The following is a 15,013-nucleotide window of genomic DNA, read 5'->3' on the forward strand; positions in this document are numbered from 1 at the left end:
CTCACCCGCCGGGAGGAACACATGGCTTACCGAGCAGTGCCCCTGGCCTTCGCCATCCTTGTGCTGGGCGGTTGCCAGAGCAGCAACCCTTATGTAGCCAGCTCCTTGCCCCTGCCGCCCGCGCCCGCGCAGGCGGCCACCACCTTCGATGCCAGTGCCTATCCGGCACCCGCGCGTGACTATGGGCGCTACCGCAGCTGGAGCTGGCGCAACGGCCAACTGCCGGCGGGCACCGCCAGCGCCGATCCCGCGCAACTCGCTGACGCCGTCAGCAATGCACTCGACCAGCACGGTCTGCGCCCGGCGCGAGGCGGTAGCGCCGATCTGCTGGTCAGCGCCGACCTGCGCCTGGAGCGACGCGTGCGCCAGGTCCGCGACTACGATTCCTACGACCCGTATTACGGACCTTCTTCGTACGGGGGCCTTGGCTACGGTGGCTATCGCCATGGCTACGGGGCTTATGCCAGCGTGCCAGTGGTACGCACCTATGAGGTCGAGGTGATGGTGGTCCGCATCGACCTCTTCGATGCTCGCAACGGCCAGCCGGTCTGGAGCGCCAGCGCCGAGTCAGGCAGTGGCAAGGATTCCCCGCGCGCGCGAGAGAGTGCTCTGCGCGAGTCCATCCAGAAGGCTCTGGACGGCTACCCACCCAGTTGATGTCCAACGGAGAAATCATCATGTTGCGCCGTCTCGCACTCGTGTCATTCACCACGCTGCTCGCCGCCTGCTCGAGCAATAACGTCATCCAGGATTTCGATGCCAGCCGCGACTTTGCCGGCTACCGCAGCTGGACCTGGCAGGAACCGGCGCTGCAGTACCGTCCGGATGATCCACGCGTGAAGAGCGACCTTACCGAGCAACGGATACGCCAGGCCGTTGCCGGCCAGCTCGACCAGCGCGGTCTGCGCCCGGCCCAAGGGACGACTTCTGCTGATGTCAAGGTCCGCGCCTACCTGATCGTCGAAGACCGCCAGCAGCAAATCACCACCAACTACGGCGGAGGTTGGGGAGGTTACTGGGGCGGCTACTGGGGCGGACCGATGTACAACGAGACCCGAAGCGTCGACTACAAGGTGGCCACCATCCAGGTGGACCTGTTCGATGCGCGCGACGGCAAGCTGGTATGGCGTGGCAGTGCCGAACAGACGATGAGGAACTACCCCCCGAGCCCCGCCGAGCGCAGTACTGCCATCCAGCAAACCGTCGCCCAGCTTATGTCCAATTATCCACCACGCTGATACGCGATCCAGCCCGTGCCTCGGCCGACTCCGCCAGCTCGCGTAGTCGGCGCAGTGTGGCTGGGCCCAGGCACCACCTGGACCTTGCCTGAACCGTCTTTTTAATGTCAGACCGGGCTCGCCGGCCCGATCACGTCTACCCTGAAAGTGAAAACTGACTGAGCGCACAGATTCCATTCACTTACAGGGTGCTATCTGCCAATGCAAAGCATTGTTCTCCTGATGTGGCTTGCCTGGTGCACCGAGCAAGATATTCGCAAACGCCAGATCACCGACTCCCTTACCCTGGGCGTTGCCACCTGTGCCCTTGTCTGGTTGTTCGCCACGGGCAGGACGTGGATCGGCGCCGATGCCAGCGACGCCGGTTGGGCCTTGGCCATCGTCATGCTGCTGACCCTTCCCGGCTACATGCTCGGCCGCTTTGCCGCTGACGACGTCAAGCTGCTCGGTGCCCTGGCCTTGGCAACCAGCCATCAATACGTGCTCGGCACCTTCATCGGCGCCGGGGTCGCCGTGGTGTTCTGGCTACTGGGCAGGAAGCGGCTCTGGACGCTGCTCAACCCCAAGCTCAAGAAACGTCTGCAGCAAATGACCGAAGACCTGGGTGACAGGCAGCCGTTCGCACCGTATCTGTTGGTTGGTTTTCTGCTGACAGCCGTATGGATTGATTGAGCGCCCACGCGGTCGGATCAGGTATGCGCGTTAGGCACAATCGCAAAATGCGACTACCGTACTGGCTGATGACGCCATCGGCACAAGAGCAAGGCCGCTCAAGACAGGGAGTTTGAAGTGAGCAAGACCGTCAGCGAGGTAAAGATACTGGTGGTCGACGATCAGCCAATGATCGTCGAAGCGTTATGCGAATTTCTCGGCAGCGAAGGCTATGACTGCCTCCCTGCCCATTCCTGCCACGAGGCGATCGAACATTTCGAGTTCGAGCCGGCCATCGGCCTGGTGTTATGCGACCTGCACATGCCCGATCAGGATGGCATCGAGCTGGTCTGCGCGCTGAAGCGGATAGCCGGCCAACAGCGCCTGTTCGAGGCAATCATGCTGACTGGCCGCGGTGAAGAGCAGGACATCATCCGCGCCCTGCGCGCAGGCTTTGCCGATTACTTCCAGAAGCCGATGAACTTCACCGAACTGCTTGTGGGTATCCGGCGCCAGGAACACGCCCTGCTGGAACGACGCAGGAGTTTCCAGGAGCTTGGCGGCCTGAACCAGCGCCTGCAGCACCTTGCCGACTCGATCGACGGCCTCTACCAGGACCTGGAGAAGGCACGCGGTCTGGGCATGCACCGACGCGCCAGCGATCGTCAAGAAGCCGCGAGCGAGCTGCCGGAGATTTTCGGCAAGCTTTCACCCCGTCAGCTGGAAGTCGCCAAGCTGGTCGGCAAAGGCAATACCAATTACCAGATAGCCTGCGAACTGGGCATTACCGAGAATACCGTCAAGCTCTACGTGTCCCAGGTATTACGCCTCACCCACATGCACAACCGCACCCAGCTGGCGCTGGCGCTGACCCCGGGATCATCCCCGGTGAACCAGCGCTTCACCGCTCATTGAACGAGGCCCGTAAAACGAACCGAAACAGTGCTCACCCGGGTTTCAGGCTCATGACCTCGGCTCGTTCACCTCGAACTCCACGCGAGCGGTCTCGCCGCTCTCATCCAGGACACTCACCTCCATGTGTCCGGCTTGCTCGAAGCGCACTACCAGGCTTTCCTGAGCCATGGTCTGGCCGATCGGCTGACCATTGAGGAACCACCAGCGCTGGCCGCCCCCGCCCAGGCCAGAGACCTTGACCTGCAAAGGCTCGCTGCTGGTGGCCGGACGTCTGAGCCGATCGCCGGGGCGCACGCCCACGATGGAGAGCGGCGGTGCGGTGGCAGACAACGGCGGCGCGCAGGCGGGGTCGGCCGCCGGAAGGCGCGCGGCGCGATGCTCGATGCGTGGCAACCAGGGTTCCAGAGGCGCCGGCCAGAGCGCTACCTCGCGCGCCATGGCACCTGGGCAGCCAGCGTCGACCCGCAGGCCCACCTGATTCACCCAGACCCGCTCGCGCAACCCCAGCCCCAAGGGCTGGTCCGCTGCCTGCAAGGTCGGTGGCGTGGTGCCGTCCAGCGTCCAGGCAAAGCGTTGCCGACGGCAGTTCGGATCCTGACGCTGCATGGGCTGGCCAAGCGGCCAGCAGATCGCGGCGACCCCGACAGTGGCCGGCACCCTCGCCACGGGCTGGACGATCCCACGCTGGCTGTCACGGTTGCTCAACAGGTCATGCACCTGCAGCATCAAGGGTGCCGCCGAAGCGAGGCCGAACTGCCCTGCCACCGGCGTCCCGTCGGGACGGCCGATCCACACGCCGATCAGATAGCGCGGCCCGACGCCAATCGACCAGGCATCACGGAAACCATAGCTGGTGCCTGTTTTCCAGGCCAATTGCGGGCGCTGCACCAGTTCGGCACGCGGGTCCCGATCCGGGCGCGCCTGACCGCTGAGTATCCGGCGAATGATCCAGGCCGAACCTGGCGACAATAGCCGATGCTCGATCAACGCATCCTGCGGCTGCAGGCGGATCCGCGCACCTTGCCCGTCACGAGCCAGGGCGGCATAGCCGCCAACCAGATCCTCGAGACGGCTGCCCGCCCCGCCAAGGATCAGCGACAGGTTGGGTTCGGCCAGCGGCGGCAACGTCAGCGGCACGCCCCCCATGCGCATCCGCGCGGCAAAGCGTTTGGGGCCGTAAGCTTCAAGCAGTTGCACCGCAGGCAGGTTCAACGACAGGGCCAAGGCAGCGCTGGCCGATACCGGGCCGCTGAAGCCCATCGAGAAGTTGCCTGGCCGGTAGTCGCCGTAACGCCGAGGTACGTCCTGCAGCAGGGATTCGGAATGGATCAAGCCGTCGTCCAGCGCCATGCCATAGAGGAATGGCTTGAGTGTCGATCCAGGCGAGCGCAAGGCTTGGATCATGTCCACATGGCCGAAGCGACGTGTATCGCTTAGGTCGATGGAGCCCAGGTACGCACGCACGGCCATGGTCTGTGCCTCGACCACCAGGATCGCGGCGGAGGTGCGTTCCGGCAGGCGCGCGCGCCACCCCAGCAGCAGGTCCTCGAGACGCCGTTGCAAGGCGGCGTCGAGGGTGGTGCGAATCAGCGGCGAGCTGTTGGCGCTGTTCAGTCGTCTGGCCAGCAACGGAGCCAATGCCGGTTCCTGGCGCGGTGCCAGCAGCAAAGGTTCTTCGCGCGCTTCGCCGACCCGCTGGGCCGACCACACCTGATACTCGGCCAAGCGCTGCAGAACCTTGTCACGAGCTTGTTGCGCGCGCTCGGGATGGCGGTCGGGGCGCAGGCGGCTCGGTGCCTGGGGCAATACCGCCAGCAACGCGGCTTCGGCCGGTGTCAGGTGCTGGGGCGATTTGCCCAGGTAGGCCCAACTGGCGGCAGCCACACCCTGAAGCGTGCCGCCAAAGGGCGCGCGATTGAGGTACAGCTCGAGAATCTCGGACTTGGACAGGTGCCATTCGAGTTGCAACGTGCGCCACACTTGACGCAACTTGCCCGGCAGCGTTCGCTCATGAGGGTCCAGCAGGCGCGCGACCTGCATCGACAGGGTGCTGCCGCCGGACACCACGCGACCGCCACGCACGTTCAGCCACACCGCCCGCATCAAGGCCAATGGGTTGATCCCGGGGTGCCGATAGAACCAACGGTCTTCGTAGGTGAGCAAGGCCTGCAGATACAGCGGCGATACGTCTTGCGAACCGACCGGATAGCGCCAGACACCCTCGGCGTCGGCGAAACGCCACAACGGCGTGCCATCTTCGGCCAGAACCACGCGTGCCAGGTCATCGGCGGGCAGTGGCAGCGGCCACAGTCGATCGGCCAGCCAGAGCAGGCCGCAGACCACCAGACAGCCGATCAGCAGCCCCGGCAGAAGCCTGCCGCGAATGCCGCGACGAACTAAGCTGAGCATCGGGACACCCGGATCCGGGAACCGACCTGGCCAGGTGATGGCCAAAGCCTTGGAAACGGCACCACCGCCGATTCGAACATCAGGAAGCGATTATGCATGTAGAAGGGTTTTTCGAGTGGCTGGGCCAGGCACTGGGTTCATTGATCCGCGTCATCGTCGATGCCCTGAGCGGCGTGTTCAACTGGTTGGCGAGCGCCGGCGCCAACTTCATCGACGGCCTGGCGCGCACGTTGGGCATGGATACCTCACTGGTCAGCATCCTGGCCTTGATCGTCGGCCTGCTATTGCTGTTCTCGGCGGTTCGCGCCTTCATGAGCGCATCGATCATCATGGGGATCATCTGGGCGCTTCTGGGCCTGTGGGTCTTGAGCTGGGTGGTTCATTGACAGCCGAGGCAGGTGCTCGCGCAGGCGCCGGGCCCGCCCGTCACCCGTGGCAGGCCACCTGCCAGGCTCGATGAATCCTTACTCGTCGTTCACCTGGCCTTGACTACCAATTCCTCCTGGCTCTCCCCCACCGCCTGCAGATTCGGCCGATACATCGATTCCACCTGGGGCGGTGGCACACGGTAGGTGCCAGGTGTCACGGCACGGGCCAGGTAGAGCAGGTGAGTGGTGCCGTAGCTGTCCAGCTTGAGAGCCGCCACGTAGCGGTCGTCACGGAACTCCTGATGCAGCACATTGGCGTTCTGCATCGATTCGCGCCATTGCTTCACCGCGCTGCTGGCGTTATCCAGGCTGGCGGCGCTCTGCGCCAGGTTCTGGTTCTCCAGCTCGAGACCGGCGGGCAGCAGATCGACCACCAGGGCATCCGGGACCAGGCTCTTCGCCTTGAGCGCCAGGTGCACCAGCACCAGGTCGCCGCTGTGCAGGTTGCGCAGGTCCAACGGTTCGCCATCGAGACCAAGGAAGTCGCGGCGGATTTCCATGCCGTTGCTGGTCGGCGCCGGTGCATGACGTGGATAGCCGGAGAGCGTCAGCTGTTGGTACAGCGTAACGTCGGACTGGTTCTGTACGGACAGCGGTGAAGCCAGCAGCGGGCCATCGAGCATCAGGCCGGATTCGCCATCGCTCAGCTCGCGGACTTCGCCAGCACTGTCCAGGCGTGCCTGCCAGGTGCCTTCCGGCTTGCCGAGCAAGCCGCGGCCCGCCAGGAACAGCGCGTTACGCTCCTGGGTCGAGAGCCACTGATTACCCGCCAGTCGATCGGACAGATCGAACAGACGCTGATCGACCTGGGCGCTGGCCAGACCGTTTTCCTGCAGCAATGCCAGAATCAACGCCTGGTCGCGCAGGGCGCTGCCGTAGTCGGCCATCCAGCCTTCGCCACGGCCGATCCCCAGGCCGGCCTGCAGTGCCTGCTGGGCCCGCGGCTTGTCGCCCATCTTGTCCAATGCTACCGCCAGCTGTACCAGAGGCAGACCGGATCGAACGTCGCTACGGCGCTCGAACAAGCCACGCAGGGCACCCAGCGGAGCCTGTTGACTGCGCGACAGCACCAGCGCCGCATAGGCCTGTACGGCAAAGCGGGTGTGGTCGAGGTTCTCGCTGTAATCGGCTTCGATCAGGTTGCGCTCCTGCAGGTAGCGCAGCAGACGTTCGTTGGCCTTCTTCAAGACTTCGGCCGGCACGCCATACCCCTGGTCGCGAGCGCGCAGCAGGAAATCGGTGACATAAGCCGTCAGCCAGTACTCCTCTTCTCCGTCCGAGCTCCACAGACCGAAGCTGCCGTTGTAGCGCTGCATGCCGAGCAGATGCTCGATGCCCATTTCGATCTTGCGCTTGCGCACTTCGTCCGGTTCGCCCTTGATGCCAAGACGCTTGAGGCTCGCGGCATCGGCATACAGGGAGGGGTAGAGTCCACTGGTGGTCTGTTCGAGACAGCCGTAAGGGTATGCCTCCAACGCACGGATCTGTTCGGCCAGGTTCAGCGGAGGACGGCTCGACAAGGCCAGGCTGGCCTCCAGGCCGGCCGGCTCGAACTCGGCCAGATCGTTCTCCGGCAGGCTCCAGGGCTGATCGTTCAGGGCTACCCTGTAATGCTTGAGCATTGCCGGGTAGGCCGGGCGTACGCCCAAGGTCCACTCACGCTCGAACGGGCCCGCCTTCTCTCCCGGTAGCCGCAAGCCATCGATACGCACGCGCACCTTGCCCTGGCCGAGGCCACCTTGTGCCTGTACCGGGATCATCACGGTCGTGCGTTGGCCCTCGGCCAGACTTACCGTCTGCTGGCTCGGCATGTCCACCTGCAGCTGGCCTTCGGCGGTGGCCTGCAAGGTCAGTTGCTGCGCGGTGCCGGACAGATTGGCCAGGTCCAAGGCCAGCCGCGTACGGTCACCTCCGGCCAGGAAACGCGGTGCCGACAGCTCGGCGATCAATGGCGCGGCGACCACCGTCTTGGCTTCAGCCATGCCGAAGTGGTCATCGCTCCAGGCCTGAGCCATCAGCCGCAGTTCACCGTTGAAGTCAGGGATCTCGACGATTGCCTGACCTTCTCCCTTTTCGTCCAGAGTGACGGGCAGGCTCTGCCGGGCGACGATGGTCACCGTGGTATTGGGGCGCTTGCCGCCCTTGGCCATGGCCGCATCGCCACCGAAGGCCAGGCTGGCCAGACGACCCTGCCCCGCTTCGATCAGCTGCCCATAGATATCCAGCTGGTCGACACCGTAGGCCTTGCGTCCGAACAAGCCGGCGAATGGATCGGGCGTCTTGAAATCGGTGATATTGAGGATGCCGACATCAACCGCCGAAAGCAGCACATGCACCTGTTTCGGCACGCCGCCATCGGCATTGGCCGCCTTGATCTTCACCGTCAGCGGCTGTTTGGGACGCATCTTTTCCGGCGCCTGCAGGCTCAGCCCAAGCTTGCGCTCGGCACGTTGCAGTGGCAGGTGGAGCACGCCAACAGCGCGCTTGGGCGTGGCATTGACCTTGCGCTCCCCTGGACGAATCACCAGCGCGCTGATGTACAAGTCATGTCGCGCCCATTGCTTGTCCAGTTGCACCTCGAAGGTCTTGCCTTCGGCAGGCACGTCGATTTCCTGCCACCAAAGCGGACCGTCACTGGATTCGACCATCAGGTATCCATTGCCGGCCGCTGGTGGCGTCACCGTCACCTTGGCGGTGGCACCGTCCGCGTAGGCGGGCTTGTCCAGCGCCAATTTGACCTGGTCAGGACGCACCGCTCCGCCTTCGGCATTGTCCTGGGTTCGGTAACCGGCCCAGAAGCGCTCGCTGCTGACCAGCCCGGTTTCGGGATCCTCGACCTCCACGCGGTATGGTCCCCACTCCACCGGGAAGCTGAGCTTGGCGGTAGCGCCCGCCTTGAGATCAACGGTTTCCTCGCTCTGGGTGAGGAATTTCTCGTTGAAGTTGTAGGACCAGCCATCGCTCTCCGAGTAGTTCCAGTAATAGTCGCGACGCTCGCGGATCAGCCGCACTTTCAGGCTGTCGACAGCGAGCTTGTGCCCTTCGCGGTCGGCGACCAGCACTTCGAATTCGACCGGCGCATCGCCGTCGGTTTCTTCTCCGTCGAACAGGCCCCGCAAACCCGGCAAGCGCTCGGCCGGCCAGATGGGCTGCTCCAGGCGACGCGTGATGGGCCGACCGCCGGACTCCTGAAGACTGGCCTGCACGGTCAGTTGCAGCGGCGAGCGCGCTTCGTTCCAGCGGCTCTCGATGTCCAGCGTGGCCTTGCCTCGAGCGTCCAGGGTGAGCTCCTCGAGCTCCAGGTCCTGGGTCAGTTCGGTTTCGGTCACCGAGCCGAATTGATAGCCCGGCAGCGCAGGTACCGCCTCGCGCAACGGGCGAAGATAGGCCTGGCCGCTCAGGCGATTGCCAGCCGCGGGAGCCCCATAGAGATAGCGACCGTTGACCTCGATACGCGCGGCCTGCTCGGGTCCCAGTGGCGTGCTGCTGCCTTTGAGTTCGAGGGCCAGGCGTTCGGGCAGGAAGTCTTCGACGAGAAATTCGTGGACCTGCTTGCGCCCGCCGCCCAGGTCGAAGAGCAACTGCCAGCGACCGGTCGGCGCTTCGCTGGCCAGTTGCAACTGGTACTGGTAGAGGCCATTGGTCCCGGCTTCCCAGACGAAGGTGCGGCTGACCTGCTCATCCGGGCGGCGCACTTCGACCGTCACCGGCTGGGCCTTGACCGGCTTGCCGTCCTGATCGCGCAACAGGCCATTGAGCAAGACCGTCTCGCCAGGCCGGTAGAGATCGCGCGGGCCGAACACGAAGAACTGCAATGGATTGGCCTGGGCACCGGTGATATCGAACTCGGCCAGATCGAGCGCTGCCGTGTTAAGGCGCAACAGCGTGGTATTCACGCCCTGAGTGGCGATAAGCGTGTCGGCCTTGGGCGGCATCGGCAACTGCGCGTGCCCGGCGCTGTCGGTCTTGCCTTGGGCCAGGAGCTTGCCCTTGTCATCGTGCAGTTCCAGGGTCACGCCATCGAGCGCCTTGCCGCCTTCGAGGGCCTGGGCGAAGACGTCCAGACGGTCACGGTAGCGATGGGCGGAAACGCCGATATCGCTCAGGGTGAACAGGGTTGCAGGTTGCGAGTAGTCGTAGGTGCCCGAAGCCCGCATTACCGCCAGGTACACCCCAGCTTCCTGCAGCGGTTTTATCCCGGCGATCGGCAGCAATACGGTCTCGCGGGTGTTGCGCGCCGGATCGAGGTTGAAGCGGCCACTGTAGACCAGTTCGGCCATGTCCAGGGTTTCCTTGGACTGGTAGGCGTACAGACTGCTGTTGCGTCCCCAATTGACCAGGAAGGCGGAAAGCATTTCCGGCTTGATGCGGAAAAACTCCACATCCACCTTGTCGACGTTCAGGGCAATCACCGGCAGGCCTTCGGCCAGACGTGTGGGCAGCAGCGAGCCGCGACTGGCGAAGCCCACGGTCGGCTGCATGTCGCGGGTCTCCAGGCGGCTTACCGACTCGCTGGCCAGGCGTTTGCCGTTGACCGCCAGCAAGCCGGCCTCCACGGTCAGGACCAGCTTGCGCTGAGGGTCGAGGTGGCGCAGGCGCAGTTCCATCTGGTTATCGGAGAGTTCCCAGGCGCCGTCGAGCTTGCCCTTGACCGTGTCGACCAGGTGTACCTTGGCGGCAAAGTCCTGATCGGCGTGGAGCGGCGCCGAGAAGCTGACCGACAGGGTGCTCGCACCGTCGAGCTGAACCTCCGAGACATCCAGCACGTTCAGCTCGCGGTCGGCGTATCGCTTGGCCAGGACCGCCGGATCTTCGCGCGCGGGCGTACCGGCTTGCGCCGGAGCGGAAGCGGCAGGCTTTTCGGCAGGCGCAGGTTTATCCGAGGAGGAAGAATCACAGGCGCTGAGCAGGGCCAGGGCGCAGGCCAGCAACAATCCTTTGTCGAGCATGGAGAGGGAACTCTTTGGCAGGGTGTTCGTAAGGGCAGCAACTATAGCGCAACCGTGGATGGACCACGTGGAAGGCGCCGCGAGTGTGACCGTTTTCGCACGGTCTGGTGCCTTGGCCGCTACAATGCGCGCCTGACCAGGAGCCCGCATGATCCGATTGTCCAACGACTGGCGCGACCGAGCCACCCACCGCAAGGTATGGGGTCTGGCCGCGCCCATGATTCTGTCCAACATTTCCGTGCCCTTGGTGGCACTGGTCGACAGCACGGTGATCGGCCATCTGCCCCACGCCCATCAACTGGGTGCCGTCGCGGTGGGCGCCACCTTGTTCACCTTCATGGTCGGCCTGATGGGCTTTTTGCGAATGGGTTCGACGGGATTTGCCGCCCAGGCAGCCGGCCGAGCCGACGGTGCGGCCCTGCGTCAGGTCCTGGTGCAAGGCCTGATACTGGCCCTGGCATTCGCGCTGTTGCTGGGTCTGCTCGCACTGCCCTTCAGCCAGCTGGCGCTGCAACTCATCCAGCCCAGCAGCGCCTTGCACCAATCGACCGAGGACTTCTTTCACACGCGCTTGCTTGGCTTGCCGGCGGCCCTGGCCAGCTACGCCCTGATCGGCTGGTTCCTCGGCACGCAGAATGCCCGAGCGCCATTGGCCATCCTGCTGACCACCAACCTGCTGAACATCGGCCTCAACCTGTGGTTCGTGCTTGGGCTGGATTGGGGGGTGATCGGCTCGGCGCGGGCTTCGGTGATCGCCGAGTGGAGCGCTGCCCTGCTCGGCCTGGCCCTGACCCGCACGGCTCTGCGCGCCTACCCTGGACGGATCGCCTGGGCAGCACTCGGACGCTGGCGAGCCTGGCGTCCGTTGCTCAGTGTCAACCGCGACATCTTCCTGCGCAGCCTGGCATTGCAGCTGGTCTTCCTTCTGCTCACCGTCCAGGGAGCACGCTTGGGCGAGGCCACGGTCGCCGCCAATGCCCTGCTGCTCAATGGCCTGCTGCTCACCGCCTATGCCCTGGACGGCCTGGCGCATGCGGTCGAGGCACTTTGCGGTCACGCGATCGGTGCCCGTGATCGCCAGGCCTTGCGCCGCGCCCTGGTGATTTCCTTCGGCTGGTCTTTGCTGGTCAGCCTTGGTTTTGCCGTGCTCTTCCTGTTCGCCGGTCACTTGTTCATCGATCTGCAGACCGATATCGACAGCGTTCGTGATGCAGCGTACCCGTTCCTGCCCTACCTCGCCCTGCTGCCGCTGATCGCCGTATGGAGTTACCTGCTCGACGGCCTGTTCATCGGCGCCACCCGCGCTCGCGAAATGCGCAATGCCATGTTGATGAGCGTGGTCATTGCGCTGCCCATCGCCTGGGCGGCCAGCGGCCAGGGCAACCACGGGCTGTGGTTGTCCTTCCTTGGGTTCATGGGGTTGAGGGCGGTGAGCCTGGGGTGGATGGGGTGGCGGTTGCAGCGGCGGGATGGATGGTTCGGGCGGGAGACGGGATCGCACTGGCCGTAAACCGGGTTTCCACAGCTACCGTGTTGGCTTTTTTGTCCGCATTACAGGCGAGTCCTGCGGCTCGATCGCGGGGCAAGCCCGCTCGCCACTGGTGCGAGGTGTGGCAAGGACGCGTTTCCAGTGGCGAGCGCTTGCCCACCTCGCACCAGTGGCGAGCGGGCTTGCCCCGCGATCGAGGCCGAAGGACTCGCCTGGTAATACCTATCGAATTTCCACCGCAGAAGTTGTGGTGACACAAGGAATCTCGACAGGTATTCATCCAACTGCAGTCATACAGGAGGCCGAGATCCAACCCAAGACCCGGCCCCCGGCTTTACAGCAGCCCCTACGCCTGGCTCACGACGACAGGTAGGACGACCGCGTCAACCCCAATCGCAATGCATCCAGATACTGCGTGCGCTCGCGCGCGGTGATCTTGGCGCTGGCCACTTTATCCCGATAATGCGTCATCAGCTCTTCAGGCGACAGGTGCACATAGCGCAGCATGTCTTCGATGGTGTCGTGGGTCTCGATCCCGGCGTGATAAACGCTGCCGTCGGCATTCTGGTAGATGTTCACCGAATCGGTATCGCCAAACAGGTTGTGCATGTCGCCCAGGATTTCCTGATAGGCACCGACCAGGAAGATCCCCAGCAGGTAGTCCTCCCCTTCATTGATCGAGTGCACCGGCAAGCTGGTCTCGATGCTCTGTTCGTCGACGTACTGGTTGATCTTGCCATCCGAATCACAGGTCAGGTCCTGCAGGACTGCGCGACGCAGGGGTTCCTCGTCCAGGCGATGCAGAGGCAGGATAGGCAGGACCTGGCCAATGGCCCAGGTATCGGGCAGGCTCTGGAAGACCGAGAAGTTGCAGATGTACTTGTCGGCGAGCTTGTCGTTGAGCTCGTCCAGTACTTGGCGATGGGAACGCTGACGCGCCTTCAGCGAGTTGTGCAGGCGTCGGCAGACGGCGAAATAGCACTGCTCGGCCAAGGCCTTCTCGGCCAGCGTGAGCTTGCCGTCGGCGTACTGCGCGGCCACGTCGCCCATGTAGTGGGTCGCGCGCCAGTAGGTCTCGGTAACCATCTCGATATCGGTGGGGCCCAGCAGGTCGGCCAGCCACTGCACGGTTTCCGGCAGGCCTTCCTTGTTCTCGATCAGCGGCACTTCATCCTTGTGCTTCTCGACGTCGGTGACCTGCACCACCAGCATGGCGTGGTGCGCCGTCAGCGCGCGGCCGCTTTCGGAGAAGATGTGCGGATGCGGCAGCCCCTGCGCGTCGCAGAACTCCTTGAGCATGCCCACCACGACCGCGGCGTAGTCGTCGATGTCATAGTTGATCGAGCTGGCGTTGCGCGAATGGGTCCCGTCGTAATCCACGCCCAGGCCGCCACCGACATCGATGTGATCGACCGGAAGGCCCAGCGCGCGAAGCTCGCCGTAATAACGGATCGCTTCCTTGAAACCATGCTGGTAGTCGGCCAGGTTGGCGATCTGCGAGCCCATGTGGAAGTGCAACAGGCGAACGCCCTGGTCCAGGCCCGCTTCACGGAAGCGCTCCACCACCGACAGCAACTGGGCCGCGGACAGACCGAACTTGGACTTCTCGCCGCCCGTGTCGGCCCACTTGCTCGACGCCAGCGAGGAAAGACGCACGCGCAGACCGACCTGTGGCTTGACCTTGAGCTCGGCCGCCTCCTCGATCACCAGGGCGACCTCGGACTCTTTCTCGATGACGATGAAGACGTTGTGACCCAGCTTCTGGCCCATCAGCGCCAGACGGATGAATTCGCGATCCTTGTAGCCGTTGCAAACGATGGTGCCGCCCTTGGGCGCCAGCGCCAGCACCGCGAGCAGCTCGGGCTTGGAGCCGGCTTCCAGGCCGATGGAAACGTTCTGGGTGGCGATGATGTTTTCCACCACCGCTTCCTGCTGGTTGACCTTGATCGGATACAGGGCGGTATACGCGCTCTGGTATTCGAGTCGCGCGATGTTGGCATCGAAGGCACCGGTCAGTTGACGCACGCGGTCCTGCAGGATGTCCGGGAAACGCACCAGCAGTGGCAATGAAAGGCCGCTCTGACGGAGTTCGTCGACCTGTTCGAAGAGGTCGATGGGCCGGCTGTCCGGGCCGTTCGGGCGCACTTCCACACGCCCGGCCTCATTGATGGCGAAATAGCCGGCGCCCCAATGGCGAATGCCGTAAACACTGCGGCTGTCGGCCACGGTCCATTGGCTGCCATCATCTTTGCGTGTGCGTCGTACGGACATTCAAGTCCCCTATATGAAATTCGAAAACACTGCCCCACGTCGGGCGGTCGCAGTGTAGAAGCTGAAAATGACGAATCGCCCGCGTTGGGGATAGAGACCCTTTTCGCGGCGACGAGTTTAGAAGGCGCTGGGGGAAAAAGACGCGCGGCGGCCTCAGCCGCCGGACTTCCTTGCCTTGAAACCTTGCTTGAGCAGCTCGCCGATCAGCAGCTCGACATGGTCGCCCTGGATCTCGATGACGCCGTCCTTCAAGGCCCCGCCGGTACCGCAGCGACGCTTGAGCGTGGTGGCCAGCTCCTTGAGCTGCTCGAGCGGCAACGGAACGCCGGTGACAGTGGTCACGGTCTTGCCGCCGCGACCTTTGCTTTCGCGACGTACGCGGGCGATACCGTCACCTTCCGGGACAGCCGTCCGCTTGCAGATGCAGGCGTCCACGGGCTGGTTGCAGTCCGGGCAATGCCGTCCTGCGTCGGTGGAGTACACAAGACCGCCCAGGGCGGCAAAAGAGGTAGATTTCCTGGCCACTTTTGTTCCTCTTGGCTGAGGACAAAAACTGGTCGGTGCCTTGGCGTTGCACCGACCGCGAAGCCCCACTCTGGCAGGGGCGGCGCTACTGCCGCAGATCATGCGGCAACCCGAAAAGGGCGCGCAGTGTAACGATAA

The 15,013-nt window shown here is 64.0% G+C and carries 10 protein-coding genes; 6 read left to right on the forward strand and 4 right to left on the reverse strand.

The features are described from left to right. Nucleotides 1-21 precede the first annotated feature (21 nt). From G7009_RS25480 to G7009_RS25495, 4 genes are all read left to right on the forward strand, one after another. Nucleotides 22-657, forward strand: coding sequence for a DUF4136 domain-containing protein (locus tag G7009_RS25480; RefSeq protein WP_181132966.1), 636 nt, complete (start codon nucleotides 22-24; stop codon nucleotides 655-657). 20 nt (nucleotides 658-677) lie between these two features. Continuing rightward, nucleotides 678-1,238, forward strand: a complete 561-nt coding sequence (locus tag G7009_RS25485; protein ID WP_181132968.1) for a DUF4136 domain-containing protein — start codon at nucleotides 678-680, stop codon at nucleotides 1,236-1,238. Nucleotides 1,239-1,439: 201 nt separating this feature from the next. Continuing rightward, a complete protein-coding gene (locus G7009_RS25490; protein WP_181132970.1) occupies nucleotides 1,440-1,910 on the forward strand; it encodes an A24 family peptidase in 471 nt (156 codons plus the stop codon). A gap of 117 nt (nucleotides 1,911-2,027) precedes the next feature. Beyond that, nucleotides 2,028-2,804, forward strand: coding sequence for a response regulator transcription factor (locus tag G7009_RS25495; protein ID WP_181132972.1), 777 nt, complete (start codon nucleotides 2,028-2,030; stop codon nucleotides 2,802-2,804). A gap of 48 nt (nucleotides 2,805-2,852) precedes the next feature. Here G7009_RS25495 and pbpC read toward each other — a convergent pair whose 3' ends face one another. Next, entirely contained in the window at nucleotides 2,853-5,213 is a 2,361-nt protein-coding gene (gene pbpC, locus G7009_RS25500; RefSeq protein ID WP_181132973.1) for a peptidoglycan glycosyltransferase PbpC, read from the reverse strand. A gap of 92 nt (nucleotides 5,214-5,305) precedes the next feature. Here pbpC and G7009_RS25505 point away from each other — a divergent pair, with 92 nt between their 5' ends. Then, the gene (locus tag G7009_RS25505; RefSeq protein ID WP_181132975.1) at nucleotides 5,306-5,599 is read left to right on the forward strand and encodes a hypothetical protein; all 294 of its coding nucleotides are present in this window, start codon (nucleotides 5,306-5,308) and stop codon (nucleotides 5,597-5,599) included. Between the two features lie 89 nt (nucleotides 5,600-5,688). On the opposite strand, the gene G7009_RS25510 is transcribed toward G7009_RS25505, so the two are convergent. Further along, nucleotides 5,689-10,590: an alpha-2-macroglobulin family protein gene (locus G7009_RS25510; RefSeq protein ID WP_181132977.1), complete on the reverse strand. Its 4,902-nt coding sequence runs from the start codon at nucleotides 10,588-10,590 to the stop codon at nucleotides 5,689-5,691. Nucleotides 10,591-10,738: 148 nt separating this feature from the next. On the opposite strand from G7009_RS25510, the gene G7009_RS25515 reads away from it, so the two are divergent. Next, entirely contained in the window at nucleotides 10,739-12,100 is a 1,362-nt protein-coding gene (locus G7009_RS25515) for an MATE family efflux transporter (protein WP_181132979.1), read from the forward strand. A gap of 336 nt (nucleotides 12,101-12,436) precedes the next feature. On the opposite strand, the gene speA is transcribed toward G7009_RS25515, so the two are convergent. Both speA and G7009_RS25525 read right to left on the reverse strand, forming a co-directional pair. Continuing rightward, nucleotides 12,437-14,350 (reverse strand): arginine decarboxylase, encoded by a 1,914-nt coding sequence (speA, locus tag G7009_RS25520; protein WP_181132981.1) that lies wholly within the window; start codon nucleotides 14,348-14,350, stop codon nucleotides 12,437-12,439. Nucleotides 14,351-14,503: 153 nt separating this feature from the next. Then, nucleotides 14,504-14,875, reverse strand: coding sequence for a translation initiation factor Sui1 (locus G7009_RS25525; protein ID WP_181132983.1), 372 nt, complete (start codon nucleotides 14,873-14,875; stop codon nucleotides 14,504-14,506). Between the last annotated feature and the right edge of the window lie 138 nt (nucleotides 14,876-15,013).

The organism is Pseudomonas capeferrum, from assembly GCF_013523055.1.
Lineage (GTDB): Bacteria > Pseudomonadota > Gammaproteobacteria > Pseudomonadales > Pseudomonadaceae > Aquipseudomonas > Aquipseudomonas capeferrum_A.

Bases quoted from the DNA above. Each gene is read 5' to 3' on its own strand.
- G7009_RS25480 (WP_181132966.1), top strand. From the start codon at position 22: ATGGCTTACCGAGCAGTGCCCCTGGCCTTCGCCATCCTTGTGCTGGGC.
- G7009_RS25485 (WP_181132968.1), top strand. From the start codon at position 678: ATGTTGCGCCGTCTCGCACTCGTGTCATTCACCACGCTGCTCGCCGCC.
- G7009_RS25490 (WP_181132970.1), top strand. From the start codon at position 1,440: ATGCAAAGCATTGTTCTCCTGATGTGGCTTGCCTGGTGCACCGAGCAA.
- pbpC (WP_181132973.1), bottom strand. From the start codon at position 5,213: ATGCTCAGCTTAGTTCGTCGCGGCATTCGCGGCAGGCTTCTGCCGGGG.
- G7009_RS25505 (WP_181132975.1), top strand. From the start codon at position 5,306: ATGCATGTAGAAGGGTTTTTCGAGTGGCTGGGCCAGGCACTGGGTTCA.
- G7009_RS25510 (WP_181132977.1), bottom strand. From the start codon at position 10,590: ATGCTCGACAAAGGATTGTTGCTGGCCTGCGCCCTGGCCCTGCTCAGC.
- G7009_RS25515 (WP_181132979.1), top strand. From the start codon at position 10,739: ATGATCCGATTGTCCAACGACTGGCGCGACCGAGCCACCCACCGCAAG.
- speA (WP_181132981.1), bottom strand. From the start codon at position 14,350: ATGTCCGTACGACGCACACGCAAAGATGATGGCAGCCAATGGACCGTG.